Annotated in this window: 31 protein-coding genes; 17 read left to right on the top strand and 14 right to left on the bottom strand. The window is 65.4% G+C overall.

The window, feature by feature from the left end:
* Positions 1-285: 285 nt before the first annotated feature.
* On the bottom strand, positions 286-969 hold the full coding sequence (locus LDL21_RS12420; protein ID WP_225280141.1) for a TetR/AcrR family transcriptional regulator: 684 nt from the start codon (positions 967-969) through the stop codon (positions 286-288).
* A gap of 102 nt (positions 970-1071) precedes the next feature.
* Between LDL21_RS12420 and LDL21_RS12415 the strand changes: the two genes are divergently transcribed.
* Positions 1072-2493, top strand: a complete 1422-nt coding sequence (locus LDL21_RS12415) for an MFS transporter (RefSeq protein WP_225280140.1) — start codon at positions 1072-1074, stop codon at positions 2491-2493.
* 277 nt (positions 2494-2770) lie between these two features.
* Here LDL21_RS12415 and LDL21_RS12410 read toward each other — a convergent pair whose 3' ends face one another.
* Together LDL21_RS12410 and LDL21_RS12405 are read right to left on the bottom strand one after the other, a co-directional pair.
* Positions 2771-3964, bottom strand: coding sequence for an MFS transporter (locus tag LDL21_RS12410; RefSeq protein ID WP_225280139.1), 1194 nt, complete (start codon positions 3962-3964; stop codon positions 2771-2773).
* Entirely contained in the window at positions 3961-4137 is a 177-nt protein-coding gene (locus LDL21_RS12405; protein WP_225280138.1) for a hypothetical protein, read from the bottom strand. The genes LDL21_RS12410 and LDL21_RS12405 overlap by 4 nt, the downstream gene beginning before the upstream one ends.
* An 89-nt stretch (positions 4138-4226) precedes the next feature.
* Here LDL21_RS12405 and LDL21_RS12400 point away from each other — a divergent pair, with 89 nt between their 5' ends.
* A complete protein-coding gene (locus LDL21_RS12400) occupies positions 4227-4811 on the top strand; it encodes a helix-turn-helix domain-containing protein (RefSeq protein WP_181696167.1) in 585 nt (194 codons plus the stop codon).
* Between the two features lie 20 nt (positions 4812-4831).
* On the opposite strand, the gene LDL21_RS12395 is transcribed toward LDL21_RS12400, so the two are convergent.
* Positions 4832-5191, bottom strand: coding sequence for a nuclear transport factor 2 family protein (locus LDL21_RS12395; protein ID WP_225280137.1), 360 nt, complete (start codon positions 5189-5191; stop codon positions 4832-4834).
* A gap of 143 nt (positions 5192-5334) precedes the next feature.
* On the opposite strand from LDL21_RS12395, the gene LDL21_RS12390 reads away from it, so the two are divergent.
* The 10 genes from LDL21_RS12390 (at position 5335) to LDL21_RS12345 (ending at position 13867) form a co-directional block, all read left to right on the top strand.
* A complete protein-coding gene (locus LDL21_RS12390) occupies positions 5335-6279 on the top strand; it encodes a sigma-70 family RNA polymerase sigma factor (RefSeq protein WP_225280136.1) in 945 nt (314 codons plus the stop codon).
* A gap of 92 nt (positions 6280-6371) precedes the next feature.
* Positions 6372-7241, top strand: a complete 870-nt coding sequence (locus LDL21_RS30035) for a YybH family protein (RefSeq protein ID WP_308017125.1) — start codon at positions 6372-6374, stop codon at positions 7239-7241.
* A 190-nt stretch (positions 7242-7431) separates the two neighbouring features.
* Complete coding sequence (locus LDL21_RS12375) at positions 7432-8409, top strand: alpha/beta fold hydrolase (RefSeq protein WP_225280135.1); 978 nt, start codon at positions 7432-7434, stop codon at positions 8407-8409.
* Between the two features lie 82 nt (positions 8410-8491).
* On the top strand, positions 8492-9019 hold the full coding sequence (locus tag LDL21_RS12370; RefSeq protein ID WP_225280134.1) for a TetR-like C-terminal domain-containing protein: 528 nt from the start codon (positions 8492-8494) through the stop codon (positions 9017-9019).
* Positions 9016-9375, top strand: a complete 360-nt coding sequence (locus LDL21_RS30180; protein WP_372462164.1) for a hypothetical protein — start codon at positions 9016-9018, stop codon at positions 9373-9375. The genes LDL21_RS12370 and LDL21_RS30180 overlap by 4 nt, the downstream gene beginning before the upstream one ends.
* Positions 9260-9787: an SGNH/GDSL hydrolase family protein gene (locus LDL21_RS12365; protein WP_225280133.1), complete on the top strand. Its 528-nt coding sequence runs from the start codon at positions 9260-9262 to the stop codon at positions 9785-9787. The genes LDL21_RS30180 and LDL21_RS12365 overlap by 116 nt, the downstream gene beginning before the upstream one ends.
* Positions 9788-9977: 190 nt before the next feature.
* Positions 9978-10634, top strand: coding sequence for a DUF7691 family protein (locus tag LDL21_RS12360; protein WP_225280132.1), 657 nt, complete (start codon positions 9978-9980; stop codon positions 10632-10634).
* Between the two features lie 301 nt (positions 10635-10935).
* Positions 10936-11367 carry a hypothetical protein gene (locus LDL21_RS12355; RefSeq protein WP_225280131.1) on the top strand — a complete coding sequence of 144 codons (432 nt, stop codon included), beginning with the start codon at positions 10936-10938 and terminating at the stop codon, positions 11365-11367.
* A gap of 218 nt (positions 11368-11585) precedes the next feature.
* Positions 11586-12206 (top strand): SGNH/GDSL hydrolase family protein, encoded by a 621-nt coding sequence (locus tag LDL21_RS12350; protein ID WP_308017124.1) that lies wholly within the window; start codon positions 11586-11588, stop codon positions 12204-12206.
* A 314-nt stretch (positions 12207-12520) separates the two neighbouring features.
* On the top strand, positions 12521-13867 hold the full coding sequence (locus tag LDL21_RS12345) for an alpha/beta fold hydrolase (protein WP_225280130.1): 1347 nt from the start codon (positions 12521-12523) through the stop codon (positions 13865-13867).
* 24 nt (positions 13868-13891) lie between these two features.
* On the opposite strand, the gene LDL21_RS12340 is transcribed toward LDL21_RS12345, so the two are convergent.
* Entirely contained in the window at positions 13892-14464 is a 573-nt protein-coding gene (locus LDL21_RS12340) for a VOC family protein (protein ID WP_225280129.1), read from the bottom strand.
* A gap of 80 nt (positions 14465-14544) precedes the next feature.
* Here LDL21_RS12340 and LDL21_RS12335 point away from each other — a divergent pair, with 80 nt between their 5' ends.
* Entirely contained in the window at positions 14545-15549 is a 1005-nt protein-coding gene (locus LDL21_RS12335; RefSeq protein ID WP_225280128.1) for a helix-turn-helix transcriptional regulator, read from the top strand.
* A 180-nt stretch (positions 15550-15729) separates the two neighbouring features.
* Here LDL21_RS12335 and LDL21_RS12330 read toward each other — a convergent pair whose 3' ends face one another.
* From LDL21_RS12330 to LDL21_RS12315, 4 genes are all read right to left on the bottom strand, one after another.
* A complete protein-coding gene (locus tag LDL21_RS12330) occupies positions 15730-16242 on the bottom strand; it encodes a hypothetical protein (RefSeq protein WP_225280127.1) in 513 nt (170 codons plus the stop codon).
* 235 nt (positions 16243-16477) lie between these two features.
* On the bottom strand, positions 16478-17047 hold the full coding sequence (locus tag LDL21_RS12325) for a dihydrofolate reductase family protein (protein WP_225280126.1): 570 nt from the start codon (positions 17045-17047) through the stop codon (positions 16478-16480).
* An 82-nt stretch (positions 17048-17129) separates the two neighbouring features.
* The gene (locus LDL21_RS12320) at positions 17130-17711 is read right to left on the bottom strand and encodes a dihydrofolate reductase family protein (RefSeq protein ID WP_225280125.1); all 582 of its coding nucleotides are present in this window, start codon (positions 17709-17711) and stop codon (positions 17130-17132) included.
* Positions 17708-18337 (bottom strand): TetR/AcrR family transcriptional regulator, encoded by a 630-nt coding sequence (locus LDL21_RS12315; RefSeq protein WP_225280124.1) that lies wholly within the window; start codon positions 18335-18337, stop codon positions 17708-17710. The genes LDL21_RS12320 and LDL21_RS12315 overlap by 4 nt, the downstream gene beginning before the upstream one ends.
* Before the next feature lie 216 nt (positions 18338-18553).
* On the opposite strand from LDL21_RS12315, the gene LDL21_RS12310 reads away from it, so the two are divergent.
* On the top strand, positions 18554-18844 hold the full coding sequence (locus tag LDL21_RS12310) for a hypothetical protein (protein ID WP_225280123.1): 291 nt from the start codon (positions 18554-18556) through the stop codon (positions 18842-18844).
* 354 nt (positions 18845-19198) lie between these two features.
* Here the strand turns inward: LDL21_RS12310 and LDL21_RS12305 are convergent, their stop codons facing one another.
* Positions 19199-19801 (bottom strand): TetR/AcrR family transcriptional regulator, encoded by a 603-nt coding sequence (locus LDL21_RS12305; RefSeq protein WP_225280122.1) that lies wholly within the window; start codon positions 19799-19801, stop codon positions 19199-19201.
* Positions 19802-19871: 70 nt separating this feature from the next.
* Between LDL21_RS12305 and LDL21_RS12300 the strand changes: the two genes are divergently transcribed.
* Together LDL21_RS12300 and LDL21_RS12295 are read left to right on the top strand one after the other, a co-directional pair.
* Entirely contained in the window at positions 19872-20687 is an 816-nt protein-coding gene (locus LDL21_RS12300) for a class I SAM-dependent methyltransferase (protein WP_225280121.1), read from the top strand.
* 207 nt (positions 20688-20894) lie between these two features.
* Positions 20895-21083, top strand: coding sequence for a hypothetical protein (locus LDL21_RS12295; RefSeq protein WP_225280120.1), 189 nt, complete (start codon positions 20895-20897; stop codon positions 21081-21083).
* On the opposite strand, the gene LDL21_RS12290 is transcribed toward LDL21_RS12295, so the two are convergent.
* From LDL21_RS12290 to LDL21_RS12275, 4 genes are all read right to left on the bottom strand, one after another.
* Positions 21080-21811 (bottom strand): hypothetical protein, encoded by a 732-nt coding sequence (locus LDL21_RS12290; protein WP_225280119.1) that lies wholly within the window; start codon positions 21809-21811, stop codon positions 21080-21082. The genes LDL21_RS12295 and LDL21_RS12290 overlap by 4 nt on opposite strands.
* A 314-nt stretch (positions 21812-22125) precedes the next feature.
* Positions 22126-22677: a hypothetical protein gene (locus LDL21_RS12285; RefSeq protein WP_225280118.1), complete on the bottom strand. Its 552-nt coding sequence runs from the start codon at positions 22675-22677 to the stop codon at positions 22126-22128.
* Positions 22678-22837: 160 nt separating this feature from the next.
* Positions 22838-23719, bottom strand: a complete 882-nt coding sequence (locus tag LDL21_RS12280; protein WP_225280117.1) for an alpha/beta fold hydrolase — start codon at positions 23717-23719, stop codon at positions 22838-22840.
* Positions 23716-24396, bottom strand: a complete 681-nt coding sequence (locus tag LDL21_RS12275) for a TetR/AcrR family transcriptional regulator (protein ID WP_225280116.1) — start codon at positions 24394-24396, stop codon at positions 23716-23718. Before LDL21_RS12275 ends, LDL21_RS12280 begins: the two co-directional genes overlap by 4 nt.
* A gap of 329 nt (positions 24397-24725) precedes the next feature.
* Between LDL21_RS12275 and LDL21_RS12270 the strand changes: the two genes are divergently transcribed.
* Positions 24726-24941, top strand: a complete 216-nt coding sequence (locus LDL21_RS12270) for a hypothetical protein (protein ID WP_225280115.1) — start codon at positions 24726-24728, stop codon at positions 24939-24941.

Here is a 24941-nt window from a genome sequence, read left to right as displayed (position 1 = left end):
GCTGCGGGTAACGGCCTGATAGATCTCGGCATCTTCCCGGGAAAATGCGGAGATCGAGAACGCGCCGGTTCAATGGGTAGCCGGCGCGTTCGCCCGCCGGTCGGTTCGGGTCGGCTTCGAGGTGATCCACCCTCCAGGCATTGCTGCTCCCGTCTCGCGCCCGTGCCGACGGGCGAGCACGCGATCATTCGCAATCGCTGCTAATGGCAACCATTTTCGACAGTAGTAGCCGAACCTCGGCCTGTCGGCCGATCCGGCGAGCGGGCGGTTGGCTGGAGGTGCGGGTCAGTCGTCGGTCGGCGCGAGATTGGCGACGAGGCCGTCGACGACGTCGCCGACGGCCCTGCGGACGTCGTACCGCGCCATCGCGGTCGTCCATTGCGGCAGTACGCCGACCGCGGCGGGGAATTCGTCGAGCAGGTCGGTGGCTGCGGACTCGGTCCAATGCGGAGGTGCATGACCGCGGCGGGTCGCATCGGCGCGGTCGTCGGCCGCCCGGCGGGCGGTGAGTTCGCCGAGGGCGAAGCGCCAGAGCACCGAATACAGGTAGACCGCTTGCTCCTCGGTGGCGCCGAGAGCTCTTGCGCAGCTGACGAACTCGTCGAGGATCCACATCGCCGCCCGGCCGTAGGTCTCGCCGGTGACGAGAATGTCGACCACCCAGGGCAATTCGTGCAGGGTCTCGATGAGGTAGAGGACTACCGCGACCAGCCGGTCCCTGGGGTCTTCGGGGAGATCCGGCTTCCGCAGGTCGTCGGCGCGGGCATCGAGGACGGCGAAGAACAGTGCGCCCTTGGTGGGGAAGTGGTGGTAGATCGCCGCCGTGCTGACGCCGAGTCGCCCGGCGAGTCGCCGCATGCTGAACGCGTCGGCGCCGTCGGTGGCGAGCATGTCGCCGGTGGCGGCGACGACCGCGTCTCGCTCCAGGCGGACCGGTCGGCCGCGGCGGCGGGGGGTGGAGGTCGGCACGGCGCTCCATTCTTCCGATGGCGCTCTCGACAGGTGAGTTCGGGTGTGCTTCCATGATAAAAATACGCGTTCGTAAAATCGAATCACGCTGTGGAGAGTCGGATGTCGCAAGTCAACAAACCGGCCGCCGTCTTGGCGACCGTGGTGATCGTGCAGTTCATGGTTTCGCTCGATCTGTCGGTGGTGAACGTCGCGCTGCCCGCTGTCCAGGCCGAGTTCGGCCTTCCGGCCACCATGCTGCAGTGGGTGGTCAACGCCTACGCGGTGGTCTTCGGCGGTTTCCTGCTGCTCGGCGGGCGGCTCGGCGATGTGATCGGCCGCCGTCGCACGATGATCGCCGGGCTCGTCTTGTTCGGTGCGGCCAGCCTCGCCGGTGGTCTGGCCACCCATGAATCGGTGCTGATCGGCGCGCGGGCGGTGCAGGGTCTTGGCGCCGCCGCGTTGTCGCCACTGTCGCTGGCGCTGATCACCGTGACCTTCGAGGAGGGGCCGGCCCGGACCAGAGCTGTCGGGCTGTGGGCCGGGGCGACCATGCTCGGCGGCGCTCTCGGCGTCGTCGCCGGCGGTCTGCTCACCGATTTCGCCGACTGGCGGTGGGTCCTGCTGATCAACGTCCCGATCGTGCTCGCCGCACTTGCCCCCGCGGTACGTGGCATCGGCGGCGCGGTCGAGCAGCAGCGGCCCAGGCTCGACGTTGTCGGCGCCGTATTGGTCACCGCGTCCATGCTGCTGCTGATCTTCGGTGTGGTCCGCACCGACGAACACGGCTGGGCGTCTGCGGTCACCCTCGGCACGCTCGGCGCCGGAGCGCTGCTGCTGGCCGCGTTCGTGGCGGTGGAATTGCGGGTCCGCGAACCGCTCATGCGCCTGGGGCTGCTCACGCACGGCAGCGTGGCGGGCGCCAATATTTTCGGCTTCATGATCACCGCCGGCCAGCTGACCGCCTTCTACTTCGTGTCGCTGCACATGCAGTCGGTACTGCAGTATTCCCCGGCTACCGCGGGCATCTGCTTCGTCCCGTTCGCGCTCGGTGCCGTGGTCGGCATGCGCCTGGTCGCGCCGATCGTGGGCCGGTTCGGCTATCGCGCCGCGTTGGTGGCGGGCGGCCTGCTCGGCGCCGTCGGCATCGCCTGGTTCGGCGCAGGCGGACCCGGCGGCACCTTCCTCACCGACATCCTCGGCCCCTCGATCGTGGCCAGCGTCGGCATCGGCATCAGTTTCGTGGTCATGGGAACCATCGCCATGCGCGGTGTGTCCGCCGAGGAAGCCGGTATGGCCTCCGGCCTGCTGAACAGCTCCCGCCAGCTCGGCGGCGCGCTCGGCCTCGCGGTGCTCACCACGATCGCCGCCACCGTCACCGGAGACGACCGCTCGCCCGCCGGGCTCAGCGACGGCTACTCCACCGCGCTCCTGCTCGGTGGTGCGCTGATCGCCCTCGGAACGGTGATCGCGGGTCTGCTCGTCCCGCGGACGGCGGCCGAGCAGAAGGACGCGGCTGTCCCAGCGCAGGAGGCGCGGTCATGACCGGCTACTGGGCATGCACATGATCGGACATCTCGCGCCGGAAACTGTTCGCGGACCTGGTGCCTCGGCTGGTATCCGGAGCGTGATGGTGTTCAACGTGCAGCCTCCCGACAGCGCGGAACCGCGGAAGCTCCGCCGTTCACGGTGGAGCAGGGGCATTTGCGGTACGAGGGGTCGGGCCGAGCTGTGCCCGTCGGCCCCGAACGGCTGCGGTGGACGATGACCTACCGCACGCCGCACGGAGACCGTGAGATCGGAAGAGCCACAGCGGCTTACGCTAGGCTGCCGGTCGTGACTTGTCGAGCTGGATCAGGGGCCCGGCCAGCACTGCGAGAACGGCTCCGAGCAGGCAAACAGACGTCAGAGCCATTTCCTGCGTGAGGATCACGGCCGCCAACACCGGGGTGCAGCTGATACCCAATTGGAAGGCTGAGACCGTGGTGGCTCCCGCGAGGGTCGGCGCGTCGCCTGCAATGGCGAACACCCGGCCGTACAGGGCGGGGTTGAGCACAAACGCCGCAACACCCAGCAGAAATACGGCTGGAACAACGATCCAGACCTGTCGCATCGACACCGCGAGCACCACGGACAGAATCACGATCGCGCCGGTTCCGGTGCCCAGCGCCAAGTGGGGGCGCCGGTCGGAGATCCGGCCGCCGATCGTCAGTCCGGCGAAGGCGCCGATGCCGAAGAGCGCGAGGACGGCCGGGATCCAGACCTCGCCGATATCGGTGATGTCGGCCAGCATGGCGGCCAGGTAGTTGAACGTGAGCATGTATGCCGCGGTGGTCGCGATGGTGATCGCGTAGATCACCCACAGCCTCGGCTTGCGTATCGTGGCGAGTTCGCGTGCCACGACCGATCCGGTGCCTGATCGGGAAACCGTTGCGGCAGCGGGAATCCCGAGAACGCAACCGGCGATCCCGACGAGTGTGAGGGCGACCACGGCCCAGAATCCGCCCCGCCACCCACTGAAATGGCTCAGTAGTGTGCCCAGCGGTCCGCCTGCGACCATCGCGACGCTGAGCCCGCTCACCACCACGCCGGACGCGCGGGCGTTGCGGTCGGGAGTGACCAGGCCGATCGCGGTCACCGACGCGATCGCGAAGAACCCGGCATAGGCGATACCGGCCACGATTCTGGAAGCCAGCAGTACCGGATAGCTGCCGAGCAGGCCGATCGCGATGCTCAGGGCGAAGACGGCCTGTGTGGCAATCAGTGCGGTGCGGCGCGGCAACCTCAGGCTGAGTACGGCGAACGGCGGTCCACCGAATACGACACCAAGCGCGAAGGCGGTGATGAGCATGCCGGCCGACGACAGCGGCACATCGAGGTCGGTGGCCACCTCGGGAAGCACACCTGCGAGCAGGAACTCGGCGGTGCCCATCGCGAACAGGCTGAAGCCAAGCAGGTATACGCCGACGGGCAAGCGGTCGCTGCGTCGTTGCGTGAGTTGTGCGGTGACGGTCATCGACGATCACCTGCCGACGCGACCTCGCGCACGGACCCGTCGAACAGGCGCAACCTGTACGCCGCCAACCGTTCTCGTTCGGCCTCGATTCCGTCGGTCGCGACGAACTCCGTCGGCGGTATGCCGTCGCGGGATGGGAACCCGTGCATCGCTGTATCCACTGTCTCGTTCATGTGAGCACCTCCGAGACGAGCATCGGTGTGCCTGTGCGGTATCGGCAAACAACCTTGCCGATTCCGGGATGGATTGGTTGGCTGGCCGGATGGATGATCAACCGACCGTCGGTGCCGTGATCGAGCAGATCGCGCCACGTTTGCGACGTGCCCGCGAACAGCGCAAACTCAGTTTGGCCGACCTTGCCCGAGCAACCGGACTGTCGACCAGCACGCTGTCCCGGCTCGAATCCGGACAGCGCAAACCCAGCCTCGAACTGCTCCTACCGATCACGGTCGCGCTCGGGATACCGCTCGACGAGATCGTCGCCGCACCCCGGATCGTCGATCCTCGTGTGCCGCAGGAACCCACCAAGAACGACGGCCGGGTGCTGGTCCCACTGTCGCGGCACCAGGGCGATCTCCGCGCCTACAAGATGATCATCCCCGCCCACGACGAAGAGCCCTACCTGCGGACCCACGAGGGCAACGAATGGCTCTACGTGCTGCGCGGACGACTACGCGTACGGCTCGGCGAGCACGATTTCGTCATGGACGCCGGTGAGGCAGCCGAGTTCGACTGCCAGATCCCGCACTGGTTCGGTGCGGCGGGCCGCGGCAGCGTCGAACTCCTCAGCCTCTTCGGGCGACACGGCGAACGCATCCACATCCGTGCCCGGACCACCCGCCGCTGACAGCGCACACGCACCCATCATCAGTCCGTCGCGCTGGCGTGTGCTGCGATGATCCGCCAGCCGTGCTCATCGTCGTGCAACCATGAACGCGTGTAGCGCATCCTGGCTCCGAAAGGTTCGCCGTTGACGGTGCCCTCGACGGTCCCGAGGAACCAGGTCACCCCGGCGCGCCCGTCGGTGAGGACGTTCAGCTCTTCCTCGACCAAGGCCGTCACCACCTGCGTGCGGGTGCGGTGAAGCTCCAGATCATCGGCTTTGGTGTAGACGTCTGCGCCGAAGGTGAAGATCAACCGGTCATCGAGCAGACGATCCAGCGCCTGCACATCCCCGGCGAGTTGCGCGGCCTGCAACCGCCGCTCGGCGTCCCGCAAGTTCTCCATGCACCTCACCCTGCCAGCCGATGTCCACTCACGCCATGTTCGTTTTCGGCCGAGAGTGAGGCGCCGACAAGACCTATCTGAATCGCGCCGTCGACAAATCTGGGCCCGGGCACCCCGGCCCTGAGGTGTGCCATGATCGCGAGGTGGACACTGCCGATGGTCCCGCCGTCGATCGCGCCGAGTTCGACCGCCTCGTCGGCCCTTTGCGCGCGGAACTACACGTGCACTGCTACCGCTTCCTCGGTTCGGTCCATGATGCCGACGACGCCCTGCAGGAGGCCTTGCTGCGCGCGTGGCGCTCGCGCGCGAACCTCACCGATCCCGGCAAGTTCCGGCCATGGCTGTACAAGATCGCGACCAACCGGTGCCTGACCATGCTCGAGCAGCGCGGCCGCCGCGAACTCCCGATGGATCCGGAGCCGGATGCGCCTGCGGCCGAACGGATATGGCTCGAACCGTATCCAGGCATCGGGGTGGGGGAGCCGGGGCCGGAGGCGCGCTATACGGCGCGCGAGTCGATCGAATTGGCGTTCGTCGCGGTGATCCAGCAGTTGCCGGGCGTGCAGCGGGGTGCCTTGCTGTTGCGCGATGTCCTCGGCTTCACCGCGAGCGAGACCGCCGAATTGCTCGACGTGACCGTGGCCTCGGCCAACAGCGCCCTACAACGGGCGCGAGCCCGCCTCGATCAGCGCGAACCGTCGGTAGCGCCCGACGATCCGCAGGCGCGTCGCCTCGCCGAGCGATACGCCACCGCCTGGGAGAACGCCGATGTCGACGGCATCATCGCGCTGCTCGCCACCGACGCCCGCTACGCCATGCCGCCACTGCCCGAGTGGTATGCCGGACAATCCGCGATCCGGGAATTCCTGGTGACCGGCCCGCTGCACTGGCGCTGGCGTTTCCGCCCGGCCGTGGCCAACGGTCAACCAGCGTTCGGCACCTACTGGTGGGACCCCGAGCGCTCCGTCTTCGCGGCCATGGCCCTCGACGTGCTGACAGTGCGCGGTGGTGCGATCACCGACGTGGTGTCGTTCCTCGACCCCGCACTGTTCGCCCGCTTCGCCCTCCCCGAATTCGTGACCGACTGACGATCAGTTCGGCACCGCCGGCTGGGTCATACCGGTAGTGGGACGTTCCCACCGGCCGGGGCCCGACCTCGGCACCCCGAAGGGAGACCGTCATGTCGCACGACGAAGACCAGATCCGCACCCTGATCCACGAGTGGGCCGCCGCCGTCCGCGCCGGTGAACTCGACCGTGTGCTGGCCGACCACACCGCCGACATCGTCATGTACGACGTTCCGCCACCGCAGAACGGCGTCCGTGGCATCGATGCCTACCGGCAGACCTGGCCACCGTTCTTCACCTGGCTCGGCCGCGGCGCCACCTTCGACATCGTCGAGCTGAACATTTCAGCCGGCGCCGACATCGCCTACGCACACGCTCTGCTTCGATGTGGATCACCGGAAGAGCTTGCGGCCGAACCCGATACCCGCCTACGCCTCACTCTCGGTCTGCGCAAGGAAGGTGGCCGATGGAGGGTGGCCCACGAACACCATTCGTTCCCCGACACCACCGCCGACCCGGCCGCCGACGTCGCCGAGATTCGCGCACTGCATCAGCGGTGGTTCGCCGCGACTGCCGAGAAGGACCTCGACAGCCTGATGGCGGAGATCGCCGCCGACGTCGAATCCTACGAACACGACGCACCGCTGCATTACACCGGCGCGGACAACGTCCGCGAGGTCTGCCGACGGGGACTCGAATCCGCCCCCCGGCGGGTGACCTGGGAAGTCCCCGAGATGGCAGTCGAGGTCCGTGGTGATCTCGCCGTGGTGTGGGGCCTCAACCACATGAGCGCCGAGGACGCCGATGGACGGGTCCATCACTCCTGGTCGCGAGGCACCCGGGTATTCCGCAAGCGCGGCGGACGCTGGTTGCTCGTGCACCAGCACGTGTCCTACCCCTACGACCCGGAAACCGGCGCGGCAGCAACAGATCTCGTGCCCGAAGACGAGCCGCTGCGGAGTTGTGGCGGTCTGATCCGGTGACCTATTCGGCCGTGTCGCGCGCCCGGCGATGATTCTGGGGGATTTGCTGGAGTGGCAAGGTCCGTTGTCGAGTCGTGGCGGTCGCGGGAAAGGTGGTGGGGCGGAACGAAATCCTCGAAACTACAGGAAAGCCACAATGATCATCACGGCTCGATCTACGACAGGACGCTTGCGTCGATACGCCCGCGCGGTGGGGATCACCGCGGTCGCCACCGTGCTCACACTCAGCGCCGCGGCATGCGCCACCGAGGCGACGGGGGAGGAGGTGCCCCCGTATGCCTTTGTGACCAAGGATGATCCAGCTTTCGACAAGACCTTCCGACACGAATTCGCCGATGTCGACGGTGTTCGTATGCACTACGTGGCCGGTGGCAGCGGCACACCGGTGGTGCTGATCCACGGGTGGCCGCAGAGCTGGTACGGCTGGTGGGAGATCATGCCCGCGCTCGCCGAGAAACACACCGTCTACGCCGTCGACCTGCCCGGATTGGGTGACAGCACAGGCTCACCGAGCGATTACAGCAAGGCCACCCTGGCGCGCTATGTCCACACCCTCGTGGCCGATCGGCTCGGGGTGCGCGACGCGCACGTCATCGGACACGACTTCGGCGCGGCGGTCGCCTTCCACTACGCGAGCCAGTTCCCCGCCGACACCGCGAGCCTCGGCTACCTCGACCTGCCGCTGCCCGGGCCTGCCGTCGACGCGGCCACCTATCGTTCGATGAGCTGGCACATCGCTTTCCATTCCCAACCGGGAGTGCCCGAAGCGATGGTCGGCGACGAAGTCCGCGACTACCTCGCCCTGTTCTTCCCCCAGGTCTCCTATGGCGGAACAGCTTTCGGCGGGACCTCGCGACGGTCGCCGTTCACCGACGCCGAGATCGACGAGTACGCGAGGACCTATACCCGCCCGGAAAACCTGGCGGGCGGTTTCGAGCTGTACCGAGCCCTCGAGCAGGACGTCCGCGATTCTGCCGCAGCGGCGCCGACACCCGTTCCTGCCCTGCTTCTGACGGCGCAGGGGCAGGTCGAACCGGTGCGGGCGAGCACGGCCGGTCGGCTGACGAACATCGTGCGCGCGGTGGATGTGCCCGGTGCCGGGCACTGGCTCGTCGAGGAGAACCCGCGATTCGTCACCGCGGAGCTGCTGGCCTTCCTCGATGACTGAACGGCCCGCGGTATGCGCGTCGGCCGAGCTGGCGGCTTGCCCGCCCAGCTCGAACTCCCGGGTTATCGACTTCCTCGCAGTGGTGCGTATTGATTCGCGCCTCGCGGCCGTGGCCAGATCGTTCGGCGTGCGAACCCCGAGCCTGTACTCGCATGTCGAAGACCTCGCCGACCTACGCGACGGCATTACCGCCCTGGCGCTCGGCGAACTCGCGGCGAACATCGGCGACGCAATAGCCGGCCGGTCGAAGAAGGACGCGCTGGGTTTCGCGACCGCACACCGTGCGTACTCGACCGAACATCCAGGCCGATGGGCGTCCTTGCAGCGACAGGCGGGGCAGGCCGCCGTCGATTCGGGCGCCGCACGCCGCATCGTGCAGGTGACCGACGCCGTCCTGCTCGGTTACGACATCGCCGTCCCCGATCGGGTTCACGTCACCCGCATCATCGGTAGCGCGTTGAGCGGATTTCCGAACCTCGAACGCAGCGGGAGCTTCGCCCACAGCATGCCACCGGCCGAGCAGTCGTGGCCGGAACTGATCGACGCCCTCGACTTCCTCCTCACCCATTGGCACAACCGCGGCACTGCCCGCGAGAGAGCAATTCCATGATCACCACACAGTTCGCCGCCGAATTGATCCGCGGTGCAGTAGAACTGGAATCATCCGAGCGCGGCGCACGTTCTCACAGACTTCCCCGGCCGATCCGAGAGCGGTTCGCCGATCCGCAGCTCACCCTCATGGAAGCGCAACCTTCCGGGGTACGAGTCGCCGTGCGCACCACGAGCGTCGACATCAGTATGCAAGTGCACGCCACCCGCGTCAGCTACCGCGGCGCGACCCGCGCCCGCGGTGCCGTCGACGTGGTGGTCGACGGCGTCTTCCACCGTTCTCACCTCCTCACCGGGGGACACCATCGAGATCGACCCGCACACCGGCACCCGAACGTTCGAGCCGGGGGCTTCTGAACTCGTCACCATCACCGCTCTCGCGCCCGGGGAGAAAACGGTCGAGATCTGGCTCCCGCACAACGAACAGATCGATCTGATCGCACTGCGGTCCGACGCCCCACTGCAGCCCGCACCGCCGAGCGGTCCGGTGTGGTTACACCACGGCAGCTCGATCAGTCAGGGCTCCAACGCTACGAGCCCCACTCGCATCTGGCCTGTCGTCGCGGCGCTGCGCGGCGGCGCGCAGCTGCGCAACCTGGGCTTCGGCGGCAGCGCGCTCGTGGATCCGTTCATGGCCCGCCTGGTTCTGGTCGCGAATCTCGGCACCACCTTGGTCGCGAATCCCAACACCGCTCGATGTGGTGTTCGTGAATCTCGACAGCACCCAGCCCGCCGACCGGTACCGAACCGCCCGCGAGACGTCTGTTGATCGCCGCCCGTCATCGGACCACTCAGCAGCCAGGTGTCTGACCACCGACTGCCCTGATCCGGCGAATGAACATGTTTCAAATCGGCGATGCGGTACCGGTCTTGGATGAGCCCTGTCGAACGCACTGTATTGCCGATGAGCGAGCATCCCAGTGCCCGCTCTTGTCGGTGCGCCTTGCGACCATGGGCGCATGGGTAGTCACTGCATCGAGTTGCGTAGCGCCAAACTCGACAACGTTCTTTCGTATATCGGCGCAACATCATTGACCGCGAATCAGGTGCGCGTCCTTGACACTATGAAGGATCGAGCCAGCGCCTATCAGGACGCCCTCGATCACCAAGACGTCTTCTGGGATCTGTCCATACCTGACGCGCTCGATCACCTGGTCCGAGGCCGTGCCGATTCGCCAGGAGAATACGCAGGCTGCGCGTATCACGCCGCGCTGCAGATCATCATCGCCAGCAGTGGTTCCGATCCCGTGCAGGTCGGGTACTTTCGCAACCCCATCTCGTACTTCTTCGAGCTGGACAAGGAACTTCAACGCTGTGGGGTGCCTCAGGAACTGTGTTCGTTCGGGTTCCTGTTTGCCGGGCCGCCAGCCGAAATCCCCTTCCGCATACCGGGTTCGCTGGAGGGATACCCTGAAGTCGGCCACCTGGCACTGTCACGAGCGAAAGCTGTCGCCGATGCCTATCGGTCGGTCATCGACAAGATCGATCAAGACTTCGTCGACGATCTCACCACCCTGGTGGAGAAGCTGGAATTCGAGCACGAGACCTGGCTGAGCGGGCAGGGACGAGGTCCCAGTTGGTATGTCGCGGACACCCTGTTCTTTTCGACCGATTGACCACGTCGACCCCGGGACACACGCACTCTTCTGCCGCATACCGCGCGGTCACGAACGTCCGCATCTGCCGACGGCAGATCTCACTACTTGGGAAGCAGGCGAATAGGCGGGAATAGCGCTCTGACCTGGGCTACCGGTTGCGCGTGAGGTACCCGGATTTACCCCATCTGACCCTGGCTCAGGGCACGAATGGGGCACGGCCGGTAAGCGTCTCCAGGCGAGTTGCCAGCGCGGTCGAACGTCGGTTCATGCCGATGAGCGTGAAAACGTGTGCGTCGGTCCTGCCACATACGATGCCGTCGTGAGTGATCAACTTTTGGCGGAAGCACATCGATTCCTCGACTGGGCCAGAGGAGAAGGTGCCAACCTCGACGGGACCGACCCGAGCGTCTTTTTCGTTCAGGGAGTCGTCGGATCGATGGCCGAAGACCCCGACGAAGAACCTTCCCTCCGCGCGGTCAAGGTGTTGGCGTACGCGGTGTACCTAGCCGAACTACTGGCCAAGACGTGCTCCGGGGTCCGGTGCGTCATCGATGGCGAAGGTATGCGTCTCGATGACGTCCGCGCAGTCAGTGATACCGGAGTCACGCAGTTCACGCTGAACTGGATCTACAACTGCCTCGACGATCCAGATGCAGACAACCTCGGGTTCAAGCTCGCCGGTGCGCTTCGTGACTTCGGCGAGCAGGACCGCGCCCACTACTTGACCGAGCTACTCGACTACCGCAGTTGAAATCTCGACTCTCGGTCAAGACTTTCAGACGTCCGCTAATGCCGCCTATCGGTTCATCCGGGGAACCCGGACGCGACACCAAAGAATGCGGGAACACGTTCCAATGCTGCTGTCCAGGTCCGCCGGGCGGCAACGCGACGATGCCTCACGATCACTGCTGACAACCCCCGATACGGGAGATCAGTTGGGTACCGCCGTACTGCAACCAGGTTGGTGCAGTGGTGTCGAGATTCGCGACCAGTCGTGAACAAGACGCTGTCGAGATTCACGACCAGACGGTGGCCGAATTCGCGATCAAAGCCACCCGCCACATGCGCGACACCCCAGCGGACGTGATCAGTGTCAAGCTGGGAATCAATGTGGTGAACCACGACTCCATGAGGCTTCGCACCTTCGTTCCCGCCGTTCACGGCTTCCTGGACACCATCCGTGACGGCCACCTCACCACGCCGCTGCTGCTGATCTCGCCCATCCACTGCGCGATCCACGAGGACACCCCCGGCCCCGGCGCGATCGATCCGACCACGCTGGGCACCGGCTCCGTGCAATTCGTCGCGACCGGAAAGAAGGGCGATACCACCTTGGGCCGCCTGACCCTTCGGGTCATCCGGGATGCCTTGACGGAGATCATCGACAGCAGGTCCGACGATCCGAACCTGCACTACCTCGACGGTCGCACTCTCTACGGCGAGCGCGACGCACAGCGCCATCCACTTCCCGACGGCCTGCACCCGGACACCGACACACACGCCCTCATAGGACAACGGTTCGCGGACAAAGCATTCGGGCCGGGAGGAGTGTTCAGAAAAGTTCGGCGCCCAGCGGCCGCCACCCACTAGCTCGGGTGGCCGGGGTCGTTCCGCCGAACACCCACACCGGGCGAACACCCGTCGGCCGGATCTCGAGGCTCCATTCGACCCACGGCTTTTCGGCGATTACTCAGCGGGGACAGACATTGCGTCGGGATACAACATGTGCGCTGAACCTGCTGTGAGGTAACACAATTGGTGTCCGGCTGCCCACGAATCGGGTGGGAGCTACCTAGGCTTCGTAGTGGGCAAGGTCGCCTTCGGCCGTTTGTGAGATGGGGTCTGTGGACCCGGGCTTCGATATCGCACAGCTCGTCTATCGAACCCAGGAAGACCCTGAAATCGTGTCCGAAACTGATCATTCGCCAGGGCCGAGAAGTACCGAACCGCGCCGCGACGTCCCGCAGCTCCCCTCTCTCGACCCCTTCATGCGCTGTCCCGCCGATATCGCCGTGTACGCCCCGGGCTCGTTGATTCGGAGCAGGCGGGTCGAACTGTCACTGTTCGGATCGGTCCGGCAGCAGGTCCAAGCCTGGCAGTTGGCCTACCGCAGCAATGACCTTTTCGGGCGGGCGGAGATCGCGATAACTACCGTCGTGCTCCCGGCTGGGGCTGTCGCGGACCAGGACCGCCCGCTGTTGTTGTTCCAGTCCGCAATCGACTCGGTGACCGAGCGTTGTGCGCCGTCCTACGTGCTGCGCCACCATACGCGGGCGCCGGGTTCGATCACCCGGCTCGAATGGCCGCTGATCGCGAATGCGCTCCGGCGTGGCTGGGCGGTCAGTATCGCTGATCACGGCGGTATGAAGGGAAGTTTCGGCGCGCCACGGGAACCGGGCTATCGCAGCTTGGACGGGGCAAGGGCCGCGCTGTCGTTCACGCCGCTCGGCCTGCATCCGCGGACGTCGATCGCGTTGTGGGGGTACTCCGGTGGTGGCATGGCCAGCGCGTGGGCCGCCGAGATGGCTCCGAGTTACGCGCCCGAATTGAACCTGGTGGGTGCGGTGCTCGGGGCACCGGTCGGCGATCCCGGCGAGGTGTTCCTCCGCCTGCACGGCAGTCGATTCTCCGGTTTTCCGCTGATGGTGGTGGCGGCACTGCGTCGGCTGTATCCGGACCTCGACGCTGCCCTCGACGCCGATATCTTGCCCGAGGGACAGGCGTTGCTGGCAGCCGTCGAGAAACTACCGCCGATTGTCGCGCTGCTGCGGATGTCGGGACAGAGTTTCGACGACCACCTACGACGTCCGCTCGACGAGATCCTCGCCGAACCGAAGATCCGCGCGGTGCTCGACGATCTGCGGTTGGGTTTGTCTGCCCCTGCCTGTCCGCTGCTGGTGATGCAACCGGTCGATGATCAGGTGATCCATTGCGGCAGTGTGGACGAGCAGGTCGAACGGTACCGGGCTGCGGGCACCCACGTCACTTACGTACGCGACCGCATGAGTGACCACTTCACGTTGCTTCCGCTGTCGACCCCGATGAGTCTGCGCTGGTTGTCGGACCGCATCGCTGCCGATCCCTTGGCGCCACCGAGCACGCGAACCGTGCTGTCGTCGAGCATCTCGGCGCCGAGTCTGCGCGGACTGATCGGGGTGGTCGGTACCGCGCTGGCGGTCGCGACCGGGCGGCCGCTGATCGGTGCGCCGATCACTTCGCGCCGACCTCACCCGGTCGAGAAAGCTGCCTAGGTTTCTGTCGACAATCGCAGCGGGTCAGCGGGTGCGCGGATCCTGCAGAGAGGCCATCGCCTCCATCAGCGAGGAATGAACAGCTGCCAACTCCGGTGTCGCGAACGATTCCCAGGACTGCTCGTCGGCGCCCGAATCGGTTTGCGCCCATTCGGATCCGCTGTCGGACGCCGAGCCATCCTCCCAGGAGACGGCTACCGGGTTGTGCTTGTAGACCCACCACAGATGCCCGAACGGATCCGCGAAACGGGAGAGCACATCACCCCAGAAATCGGTCGGTTCGGTGACGATCCGGGCGCCCCGATCGGCGGCGCGTTGCAGCGTGGCCTTCGGATCGTCGACATACACCCGGATGAACGCCGGCGTGTACGGCCAGCCGGGCTTGCGATCGGCGATCGTGAGCGTCGAGTCGCCGATCCGCAGCTCGGAATGCAGCACCAGCCCATCGGTGTCCGCGGTGCGGGCCTCGGGGACCTCGACCGCGCCGAACACCTCGACCAGGAAACTGATCAGACCCGGCGCATCATCGGTCCAGATGAAGGGGTCGACGGTCGCCGAGCCGGCCGGCGCCGAGGGAACTGCGGGATTGTCGGACATACTGAACTCCTTTGATTGGTGACCCCAGCTTTGCCCCAGTTCCGGACAGTATGTGTCCACAAGTGCCCTAATCTCGAGGTGTGTCCACCAGTACTCGCGCCCTTGCCCTGCTCGGTCTGCTGCAGAGCCGTCGTCATTGGTCGGGAGCTGAGCTGGCGCGCCGCCTCGGCGTCGGCGAGCGGACTGTCCGGCGCGACGTGCTCGGTCTCCAAGAGCTGGGCTATCCGATCCTCACGACCCGCGGAACCGGCGGCGGCTATCAACTCAGCTCCGGTGCTGCCCTGCCGCCACTGGTGTTGAGCGAGGAGGAGGCCGCGGCGACAGTCCTCGGTCTCAAGGAGATCGCGACCGGTATCCACCCGGCCTCCGCGGAAGCCGCCATCAGCGCGATGGCCAAAATCGTCCAGGTTCTACCCGCCCGGATTCGACGCCGAATCGACAGCCTGCGAACGGTGGTCACCCCGGCGGGCGAGGGATACCGACGGGCCGCCATCGACGATGTCACCGCGCTGACGACCCTCGCGCTGGCCTGTCGCGACGCCGACACCGTCTCGTTCACCTACCACGACGGCGAACGCGTGCTCTCGGACCGAACAGTTCAGCCGCACCGGATCGTCAATGTCGAGAACCGCCTCTACCTGGTGGCGTGGGATCTGGACCGAACCGACTGGCGCACATTCCGCATCGATCGCATCGCGCGAACCAACCGCACCGGAGCGCGGTTCGCTCCCCGCGGCCTACCCGGCGACGACCCGGTGGAATACGTCCGCAACCAGCTCGGCTCGATGCCCGCCAGATACCGTGTGTACGCCACGGTCGAGGCTCCGGCCGAACAGATCAGAGCTGAAATCGCGCACTACGGAACCGTCGAGGCCCTCGACGCCCGAATCTGTGATGTCCACATCGCCGCGGAGTCACTGGACTGGGCGGCCTTCTGCCTCGCCTCCATCGGAGCACCGTTCGTTGTGCACGGACCGCCCGAAGCGATCGAGCACATCGCCGGCTGGGGGTCGCGGCTTCTGGCTGCCACGGAAAACAGCTCCGAACCAGGACCTTCCAGCGAAAAGGTCAGGGGCACGGTCTGATTCGCCGACAGCGGCAGACACCCCGCCAGTCCGGTCACTTCCACCGGCGCACTCCGGCGCGCTTCCCAGCCCTGGGGGTCAGTCGCAACCGCCGGATCACCGCCGGCTTGCCGCGCACCGCATGCACTTCGAGCCCATCGGGCTCATCCCTCCATCATCGCTACCGGATGCCCCTCGAGGTTATAGGGGGTGCGTGGACCATGCTGTGAGCAGCAGCGCAATCCCGAGGCCGAGGTCGAGGACGAAGCAGGCCTCGGTGAGTGAGCGGCTGACGACCTTGTCGCGAATGAAATGGACTACGTCCCATACGGTGTGTCCCAGCGAGGCGGTGGCTGCCAGGTAGAGGGCCAGGGTCGGGCTTGACATCATGGCGGTCAGGGCGATGGCGCTGAAGCCGATGAACGCAAGAGCCTGCCGGCCGACCTCTCGTCGATCTGCCCCGGTTCTGCGGAGAAGCCCGAAGATCGCGAACCCCGCTCCCAGGACAAGAACCGTGGCGGTCGGGTCGAGTCCCGTGAGCTCGGCGAGGACGACGGCCACGCTGACGAGTGCCACCATCAGCCAGCCGCTTCGTCGAGAACCGACGGCGGCGGCCGCGAGGTAGCACGTCGCTGCGATGATGATGATCATCGCCGTGACGTGGGGATCGGCTCCGTCTGTGTTGTTGGCAAGCAGTGCGAGCAGGCCGAGCACCGACGGCCAGCGTGCGAGTAGGTGGCCTCCGATAGCCGCAGCGCGGACGGACGGACGGGTGGGGGTGGGCGTGGGGGTCGAGGTTCGTCGTTCTGTTGTTCATACTCGGCGGTCTCTGTTCGGCTCGCGCTCGGTGGGTGTCCGGCGCTCGAGTTGGGGAAGGACGACTCGTCGTGTCCGTCGCGGGAAACGTCGTTCATCGCAGGACAGCGGCCGATGTTCCACGACGATCGCGTCAAGCGGTTACATGGGTGGGCCGGTATCGCACGGCGACCGCGCCCGATTGGAAGTCCCGCCGATCCACGAGCTCGAGTTCGATGCGTTCGCGCAGGCCGGCGAGCAACGTCGGTCCGCGCCCGGCGAGGACCGGGTGCACAAGGAATTCGTACTCGTCGATGAGTCCCAGATCCGCCAGCGCCAGGGGGAGTGTCACTCCGCCCACCCATAGGCCTTCGCCCGGTTCCTGCTTGAGCTGTTGGACTGCTTGCCCCAGGTCGCCCTGTATGAGCTCAGCGTTCCAGTCGACCGCGCTGAGCGTGCTCGACACGACGTACTTTCGAACCTGGTCGATGGCCTCGGCGAACGGGATCTCCCACTCATCCATCCAGTCAGGCCACACGCCCGTGGCCGGGCGCCGCCACGCCGACTCCATCATCTGGTAGGTCACTCGACCGAACAGCAGGGCATCGGCCCGCTCCATCTCAGCGGTCCAGTAGCGCATGGACTCCTCGTCCGGCGGCAGCCCCGCCTCGTGATGGCAACAGCCGTCGAGCGTGACGTTGATCGAGTATCGGAGTGGCCTCATATCGTTGCTCTCCCTTGAATTGCGCCCGGTTTGTACTCACCGGACATGGTGTGGACATGTTGTTTCTCGCTCGGGGGATCGGTCAGTTCGTCGTCGAAGTCGCTGCATACCGGAGGAGGACGGCACCGGCGGAGAACGGCCGACATTCCAGCAGGTCCATCTCGGTCCGGCGCTGGTCTTCGTCGAAGAGGGGCTTGCCGCGGCAGAGCAGGGTCGGATTGACAATCAGATGGAACTCGTCGATCAGGCTCAGCTCATTGAGTGCGGCGATCAGGCTGAGACTGCCGTAGGTGATCACGTCACCGTCTGCATGGTCTTTGATGTGCTGGATTCGGGCGGCGGTGACGTGCTCGACCTGTTGCGTTCCCGGCCAGTCGGCGATTTCGCCGGAGCGTGAGGCGGTGAACTTCTCGAGCTGATCGAGGCGACGCGCGTAGCGTCTGGTGCCTTCGTCGGCGTCGATCTCACCGGCGGCGACCGCGGGCCAGTACGCGGCGAAGTCGTTGTGGGTGATCCTGCCGAGCAGAAGGCCGCCGGCGTTCTCGACCAAGCTGGTCTCGTACTCCATGAGATCGGCGTCGGCACGCAACCAGTCCATCGAGTCGTCGAGCCCGGCGACAAAGCCGTCGACAGTGGTCCACATGCTGGCGATGAGCCGAGTCACGATCGCTCCTTCGTGGCGGCGGGGGCGAACGCGGGTTGAAGTACGGCGTCGATGAAACGGGCGGCATCCCGGGGGTCGAGGCGCGCTGCGGCGATTTCCTCGGCGGCGGCGTTCATGACGACGTGAGCCGTGGCCAGCAACCAGCTCACCGGCAGGTCGCCGCGAAATGCCCCTTCCCGCTGCCCCCGTTCGAGCAAATCGCGCATCCGCGCTTCGGCCTTCTCGTGCAGCTCGCGAATCCGGGTCGCCGAGAGTTCTTTCTGTGCGGCGGCGAGCAACGCACGCGACTGGTCGACGAGGTTCCAGCTCGCCTCGACCAGGCGCGCCAGCGCTTCGGCGGGTCGACCGTCGAGCGGGACTTCGGACAGAACGGCGTCACCGCGTTCCAAGCTCTCGACCAAGGCTGCCTCGATCAGCTCGGCACGGGTGGCGAAGTGCCCGTAGAGCGTCATCCGCCCGACACCGGCCTCGGCGGCGATGTCCGCGACGGAGGCGTCGGGGTTCTTCCGCAAGGCGACGGGCGTCGCTGCGAGGATCGAGATCCGGTTGCGCTGGGCGTCAGCGCGCCGGTTCCCGGCTCGGCCACCTGCAGTTGTCGCGGCACCTGCTCGGTCGGTAGCGCTCATGTTGGTCCGTCCCTGTATGTCAAACAGTGGAGTACGAGTTAGTTTAACCCAATTACTCGTACACCGCTGATCGACTTATGGAGCGGGCGGCGTCCTCGAAGGCCGGCAGGAAGCCGGTCAGCGCCTGTCTGTGCTCGATCAAACTCAAGGAAGGCGCGTGAGGTGTGCGAGAGTGCCTGTGTCGGTACAGAACATCGTGGAGGCATCGTTGACGGTGTGGGTTCTCCTGTGCAACGCGAATTCGACATCAGTAACGGTCCTGAACGCCCCGTGCCGACGGACGACTTCGGCCTTGAACAGGTCGATGATCGACTCGGCGAGTGCGTTGCCGCAGGCATCGCCAACGCTGCCGATCGAGGCCGACACTCCTTGCAAGGCAAGGGTTTCAGTGAACAGGACCGAGGTGTATCGACTGCCGTCGATGGCACAGTCCAGCCCACGATCGACCTCGAGAACACGTCGAAGACGAACGCCACATACGCCCATTCCGTTCAGGTCGAGCTGTAGGTGAATCGGCGACCCATACGAGGTTCGGCGCCTGCGCACCGGCGGCCGGAATCTAGCTTTTCGGTACTTCGAAACTGCTCGCGCCACCGCTCTACCACGGAGTTTCCGGTCAGTGTGGTGACGAGTCCGGCGGTGCCCCAAATGCTCGTGTCCGGCGAACTCGGTCCGGGAGATCGACTCCGCGGCAGTGGCAATCAGAGGTTCGAAGAACAATATGCTGCGCTGGCAGCCACTGCCCGCGCCGACTGAGAGCTCATCCGGCGCGGTTCGTTCGATGAGTGGCAATAGGGCTCTTGCCGTCAGCTAATGAATTTCCGTTCTGGGCCCAGTCTGGATCGGTGCGCCGGTGGATGCTCAGTCGGGTCGTCGCTGCAGGGCGGTGGAGATGACCGCTGTCACGAATTTTTCGATCGTTGCTGTGGTCGGTGGGCTGGGGTCGCGGTCTGTGAACAACAGGTGCCCGCCGCCGACCAGGGAGAGGGTGAGTGCGTCGATGTCTGCGTCGGCGGCGATGCGGCCCAGTTCACGTTCTTCGGTCAGGTAGGTGGAGATCGCGGTTGTCGCCTCGGCGAGGATCGCCATACCGCCGCCGGGCCTGGCTTGCCGCAGTCGCGCGCGCAGCTCGTCACGAAAGGTGATGAGCGGGATGATCGCCACCGGAACCGGCCCGAAAAGAAGGGGCAGTGCGCTGGTCAGATTGGCGGCCACCGTGCCGGTGCCGGCGGACGCACGCAGCGCGTTCCCCTGGGCCTCGAGCAGCGCGGCCCGATCGATCACAAGGTCGGCGAGAAAAGCGTCGAAGTCGGTGAAGTGCCGGTGCAGAACACCTTTGGCGCAGCGCGCCTCCTCGGTGACTGCCCGGCTGGTCAACCCGTTCGGACCGTCACGTAGCAGTACGCGTTCGGCAGCATCGAACAGATGCTGCCGCGCATCGCGAAGATGCATCCCAGTCGGCACTGGCGGTCCTCTCGTGCGTCGATTCACCGGTATTATTGCCTAGTGGGCATGCGCCCACTAGAGTGGGCGCATGCCCACTCTATCGCGAGAAGAACCACCCCTGCCGCGCGAGGATCGGCGCATGGCCGAGTCGTTCGGCATCGACGCGCAGCGCTACGACCGCGCGCGCCCCCGCTACCCCGCAGGACTGGTGGAGCGGATTCTCGCCGGGAACTCCAGGGCGGACGTGCTCGACGTCGGCTGTGGTACCGGCATCGCGGCCCGGCAGTTCCAAGCCGCGGGCTGCGACGTGCTCGGCGTCGAACCCGATGCCCGGATGGCCGACTTCGCGCGAGCCCACGGCGTGCAGGTCGAGGTGGCGACCTTCGAGAGGTGGCAACCACGTGGCCGCACCTTCGATGCGGTCATCGCCGCTCAGTCGTGGCATTGGGTGGACCCCGTGACCGGTACCGCCAAGGCGGCCGACGTGCTGCGTCCCGGGGGACGACTGGCGATCTTCGGTCACGTGTACGAGCCACCCGCCGAGGTGGCGGAACCGTTCGCCGCGGCCTACCGGCGGATCGCGCCGGACTCCCCGCTCAGCGGCCAGCCCGCTCGACGCCCCCTTGCGCTCTACCAGGAGGGATACGCGAGATTCGCCGCCCAGATCCGTGAGAACGAACAGTTCGACGATCCCGAACAGTGGTTATTCGACTGGCAGCGGTCCTATACACGCGAGCAATGGCTGGAATTGCTTCCCACCACAGGCGGTCTCACCCAGCTCCATCCCGATCAGCAGGCGGAGATACTGGACGCGGTTGGAAACGCCATCGACTCCTTGGGCGGATCCTTCACGATGAACTACACCACCCTGGCCGCAACCGCCGTACGCACAGCCAACCACTGACAACGACTCGATGACGACGGTTGGCCGCGCCGGCATGTCGCACTGTGAGGTTCAGATGATGAGCCCGTCACCGGTGCGCCGTCGGAACAAGTAATCCATGCACCAGATCACGGTGGGATCGCTTCGTCTTGGTAACCCCTGAAGGCCAATACGAATCGACTGCACCCTGATTGTAGAGTTGCAAGCACGCGATATCTTCGCCAATGGTTGGATACCCGACGACACATCTTCGATTTCGGTGAGCAGGCGCTGTCGGTGAAAGTCGACGTCGCGCATTGGTGGACTCGGCTCGACGCCGCCGGCCCGGACCGAAAGTGGCTTGCCCTGCCCTACCGCCCCGGATTCGCCATGACCATTGCAGTGGAATGGCTCGAAACAGTGGCAGGCAATACCTAGCCGAGTTCGTTGGCGAGCCGTCGGGCCCGATCGCAGTTTTCCGCTTCTGTCAGGTTGCCGAGCGTCGGAACATCGGCGTATGCCACCTTGTCGCCGAAACGTACCAGCACGCCGTGGGTGGGGTCGTCGGCGTCCTTGGTGACCGTGCAGAACGCTTCGTCGCCGAGCCGGGTGTCGCTCGAGAAGAAGGTTCTCAGCGTTTGCGTGTCCTGGGGGTCGCGGTTCAGAGCATTTTCCCGCTCACGTCGGAATACAGCTGTCGCATCGCTTCCGGTCTGAGTCCTCGCGTACACCATACTGTTGCCCCGGCGGTCGCCGTCCTTCCATCCGCTGACATACCGAGCGCAGATGTCCCCTCCCGCCAGCACGTTTCTGTCCGCGCCCGGGTCCGGAGCCACGGAAGGCTGAGGCCTGTAATTGAATCCGTCGACTTCCGCTCCTGCACCTAACACACCGATGACGTCGCTATTCGACAGCTTTTTACACCCATCCCTGAATTCGGAGATCAGAGGGAGGTAGCTACAACCCGCTGACGCGACCGCCGCCGCTAGCACGAGCGTCACTGTCGCTGCCGCTTTGGGCAGCGTCAGTACGCGTTCATGGCCGACCGGAGTCTGGATACGTGTCGACAGCCACTGTTGGAACTGCTGGAAGGAACACCGCTGCGGAGTGTCCGGATCGAGGCGACCGGGGTCGATGACCTTGCGGCCGACACGCTTTGACTCCATCCGTACCCCTAACAGTGCCTTCGTGTTCGTCGAGCACACTAGTACAGGCTGAGATCCGTGGCCGCTCGAGCGAATTCGATTGGGTGACATGATCTAAGGCGTGGCCCCGCACTCGCACTCGGCGCGGCTACGGGCTGGGTGCCACCGACTTTCTAGGGGGTCAAAGCCGTACTGTGCCGATGGTTCGGTGTTGTTGATTTCGCAGACGACCGCGCTGGCGCTGTTGGCGATCGTCGCCTTTGTCCGCTGGCGCCCATCCGGGAGCCAGGCTAGCCGGGGTCTTTCCACAGGGTCGAAACGGCTCGGGACAGACCTCACCACCAGCGGAGTCCTGACTGTTCTGATCTTGTGATGACCAGGCCAGGGTTTCGTCTGAGGAGTTCATCAGCGATGTCGTCCAGCGATATCGGGCGTAGCCAGCGCTCCGAGACGGTGAGCGGGTATCCGGCATAGATCTTGCCGATCGGGCCGTACACCCATCTGGGCCAACGCCTTTCAGTGAGCTTCGGCCCAGGCTCGACCAGTTCGATGGCCAGGTACCTCATGGTCTGGGATGCGCGCAGATGGATACGCGATATCCCGGCCCACGGAATTCGGCCGAACGGGCCGAACGTCACCCCGTGATCGTCGACTGCTACATCGGGTGAACGACGGACGAGGTGATGCAGTCCGAGCAGCAGAGAAAGGGTTCCCGAGATGATCGCACCGAGGACAGGGAACGTCAGCGCGGATTGGGTGGTGGTGAATACGAGGAGCAACCAGCCGCCCGCGATCCCGATCAGCCCCAACAGAATCAGCTCCAGCCAACGGACCCACGAAGATCGAAAGATCGTTGGCGGTGTTGGTACTTCCTGAAGCTGATCCACGATCCTCGACTGTAATGGATGTCGTTGAGGCCAGGCGGGGGCCACACGAACATCGTGGCGGGTGGCAGCGTCTGTGCTGGAATCACTGATACCGTCAGATGATTCAGCCGACCGATCAAATGGGTGGTTCTCGGAAGAGCGCTGTCGCGAAGCGGCTCGGTCAACAGCGATCGAGTGTCGCCTCCAAGAACTCGCGAGCAAGACGATTGAATTCCTCGGGCTGGTCGTAGGTAACGATGTGTCCGGCGTCAGGGATGGTGACCAGGTGACTGTTTGGTGTTGCGGCGGCGGCAGCCGAGATCTCGGCTGCACCGACCAGTGAGTCGTTGCCACCGCGGATCCACAGCGTGGGTGTGGTCAGGTTCTGGAGGGCCGGTAAATGGTTGAGGCGCATGGCGAATGGGCCGTATGCGCGGGTCATCCAGTCGTCGAGAACCGGTTCGCCGTGTTCGGCTTTCGCTACGGCTTCGGCGGTGGCCAGCTCGACGATGGTGTCGAAATCGGGGGTGTTCGCGCCTGCGGTGAGGGTGCTGGCCATCGACTTGCGGATCGATCGGGGATGGCGAGCGAGGTATCGGCTGGTGACCCGCAGGACACCGGGGGTTCGGATGAGTAACCAGGTGAGGAATTGTGCTGGGCGTTTTGCGCCGATTCCGCCGGGGCCGATGGCGATCAGCGCGGTGACTCGTTCAGGGTGGTCCAAGGCGTATCCGGTCGCGACGCCTGCGCCGAGTGAGATACCGATGATCGCGACTCCGGGCAGGTCGAAAGTGTCGAGCAGCTCGTGGACGAACCGCCGGTAGAAGGCGTCGTCGAGGACTCCTTGCCAGGGGCGGCTGTTGCCGTGGCGGGGGAGGTCTATGGCGTAGACGCGATGGTCGGTGGCGAGGTCGGGCACGATCCGCCGCCACACACCTTGCGCGGTGTCCAGCATTCCGCCGTGCAGCAGGAGCAACGGCGGCCCGACATCGCCTGCGCGATACAGCCGTACCGGGCCTCCGGCGACGGTCACGTCGGTGTAGGTGTCGAAAATGTCGGTCATGGCGGCTCCTGCGGATCGAGTTGGGTTTCCAGCCGTTCGAGCAATTCGAGCTGTGCCGCGCGCGCCGCTTCGGGATCGGTGGGGAGGCCGGTCGCGAGCCCGCGCCCGACGAGATCAGCGAACAAACCCACAGTGGCCGAGAGCATTTCCGCGCTGGTCGCACCGAGCGTTCCCGGCGCATGGACCAAACCGACGGTGAACACGCTGAGTAACTGGGTGATGGTGTCGGCGGGGATGGTCGCGTCGATGACACCGATGTCTTGAAGGCGAGCGATATAGTCACCGAGCCAGTCCTGGCGCTGCAGATAGCGGTCGTCGGTGACGGTCTGAACGTGGTCGCCGAGCACGTTCTGGTCACCGGTGTACAGCGCGCACATCAACGGATCCGCGAGGAGAGCCTCGACCCCGAAGCGGTAGACCGCCGGCAGATCGACGAGGTCCGGGGCCTCGACCACCCGGGTATGCACCTGAACGCTCAACTGCCGCATCCGGTCTTGCAGGACTGCGGCGAGGATCGCGGGCTTGTCCGGAAACTCCAGGTATATGGCACCTTTGCCGATACCCGCACGAGCGGCGATCGCCGACACCGTCGTTGCGGGCCACCCCTTGTCCAGCAGCAGTTGCTGTGCTGCGGCAAGAATGCGCCCCCGGCGGTCGGGAAGTAGACGTCGGGGCATGTGCGCTCCTTTGTAGTGACCCAATGCTGTCATATGGTCACTACGCGAGGCAAGACCTCGGGCGGTTGCATGTTCTCGTAGGCGGCCGCGATGGGCCCGCGCCAGCTTCTACCTGCCGAAGAAGAGATGACCGCGTTAAGCCACAGTGTTCGCGTTCGGCTGAGACCGACGCGTGGTGACGACCGGCGCGCGAAGGCGGCTGGCAGGATCCGTCCTCGGTTCGGCTACGCCACAACGGCATTGGGCTCGTAACGGCCGGTGTTCGTTGATCGATGTGCTGAGCGAGGTCATATTCGTGACCGGATCCAACTCGAGCAGATCGGTTTCATATGATTCGCGTCGATCGCGTCCTCATCGCCAGCGCATTGCTGGGCGGTGCGGTTCTGATGTCTGTTGCCCCGGCGCATGCCGTCGCCGTACCGCAGAGTCATGAACTCCACCCGATCGGTACCGGCGCTATCGCCAGCGGTTCCGCTGATCTCAACAACTTCTTTTGCGGCACAATCTGGCGTCCCGTGTGCTTCCCCGACGGACTTCCGTCCTGA

This window comes from Nocardia rosealba (assembly GCF_020216065.1).
In the GTDB taxonomy this organism is placed as follows: Bacteria; Actinomycetota; Actinomycetes; order Mycobacteriales; family Mycobacteriaceae; genus Nocardia; species Nocardia rosealba.
Note: the sequence above shows the minus strand (reverse complement) of the source record. Positions and strands in the feature narration are given on the sequence as shown.

Excerpts from the sequence above, each read along its gene's own strand:
- LDL21_RS12325 (WP_225280126.1), bottom strand. The coding sequence starts at position 17,047 with ATGAGGCCACTCCGATACTCGATCAACGTCACGCTCGACGGCTGTTGC.
- LDL21_RS30035 (WP_308017125.1), top strand. The coding sequence starts at position 6,372 with ATGTCGCACGACGAAGACCAGATCCGCACCCTGATCCACGAGTGGGCC.
- LDL21_RS12340 (WP_225280129.1), bottom strand. The coding sequence starts at position 14,464 with ATGTCCGACAATCCCGCAGTTCCCTCGGCGCCGGCCGGCTCGGCGACC.
- LDL21_RS12315 (WP_225280124.1), bottom strand. The coding sequence starts at position 18,337 with ATGAGCGCTACCGACCGAGCAGGTGCCGCGACAACTGCAGGTGGCCGA.
- LDL21_RS30180 (WP_372462164.1), top strand. The coding sequence starts at position 9,016 with ATGATCACCACACAGTTCGCCGCCGAATTGATCCGCGGTGCAGTAGAA.
- LDL21_RS12275 (WP_225280116.1), bottom strand. The coding sequence starts at position 24,396 with ATGCCCCGACGTCTACTTCCCGACCGCCGGGGGCGCATTCTTGCCGCA.
- LDL21_RS12410 (WP_225280139.1), bottom strand. The coding sequence starts at position 3,964 with ATGACCGTCACCGCACAACTCACGCAACGACGCAGCGACCGCTTGCCC.
- LDL21_RS12405 (WP_225280138.1), bottom strand. The coding sequence starts at position 4,137 with ATGAACGAGACAGTGGATACAGCGATGCACGGGTTCCCATCCCGCGAC.
- LDL21_RS12270 (WP_225280115.1), top strand. The coding sequence starts at position 24,726 with ATGATTCGCGTCGATCGCGTCCTCATCGCCAGCGCATTGCTGGGCGGT.
- LDL21_RS12280 (WP_225280117.1), bottom strand. The coding sequence starts at position 23,719 with ATGACCGACATTTTCGACACCTACACCGACGTGACCGTCGCCGGAGGC.
- LDL21_RS12290 (WP_225280119.1), bottom strand. The coding sequence starts at position 21,811 with ATGGAGTCAAAGCGTGTCGGCCGCAAGGTCATCGACCCCGGTCGCCTC.
- LDL21_RS12415 (WP_225280140.1), top strand. The coding sequence starts at position 1,072 with ATGTCGCAAGTCAACAAACCGGCCGCCGTCTTGGCGACCGTGGTGATC.
- LDL21_RS12395 (WP_225280137.1), bottom strand. The coding sequence starts at position 5,191 with ATGGAGAACTTGCGGGACGCCGAGCGGCGGTTGCAGGCCGCGCAACTC.
- LDL21_RS12360 (WP_225280132.1), top strand. The coding sequence starts at position 9,978 with ATGGGTAGTCACTGCATCGAGTTGCGTAGCGCCAAACTCGACAACGTT.
- LDL21_RS12300 (WP_225280121.1), top strand. The coding sequence starts at position 19,872 with ATGCCCACTCTATCGCGAGAAGAACCACCCCTGCCGCGCGAGGATCGG.
- LDL21_RS12400 (WP_181696167.1), top strand. The coding sequence starts at position 4,227 with ATGGATGATCAACCGACCGTCGGTGCCGTGATCGAGCAGATCGCGCCA.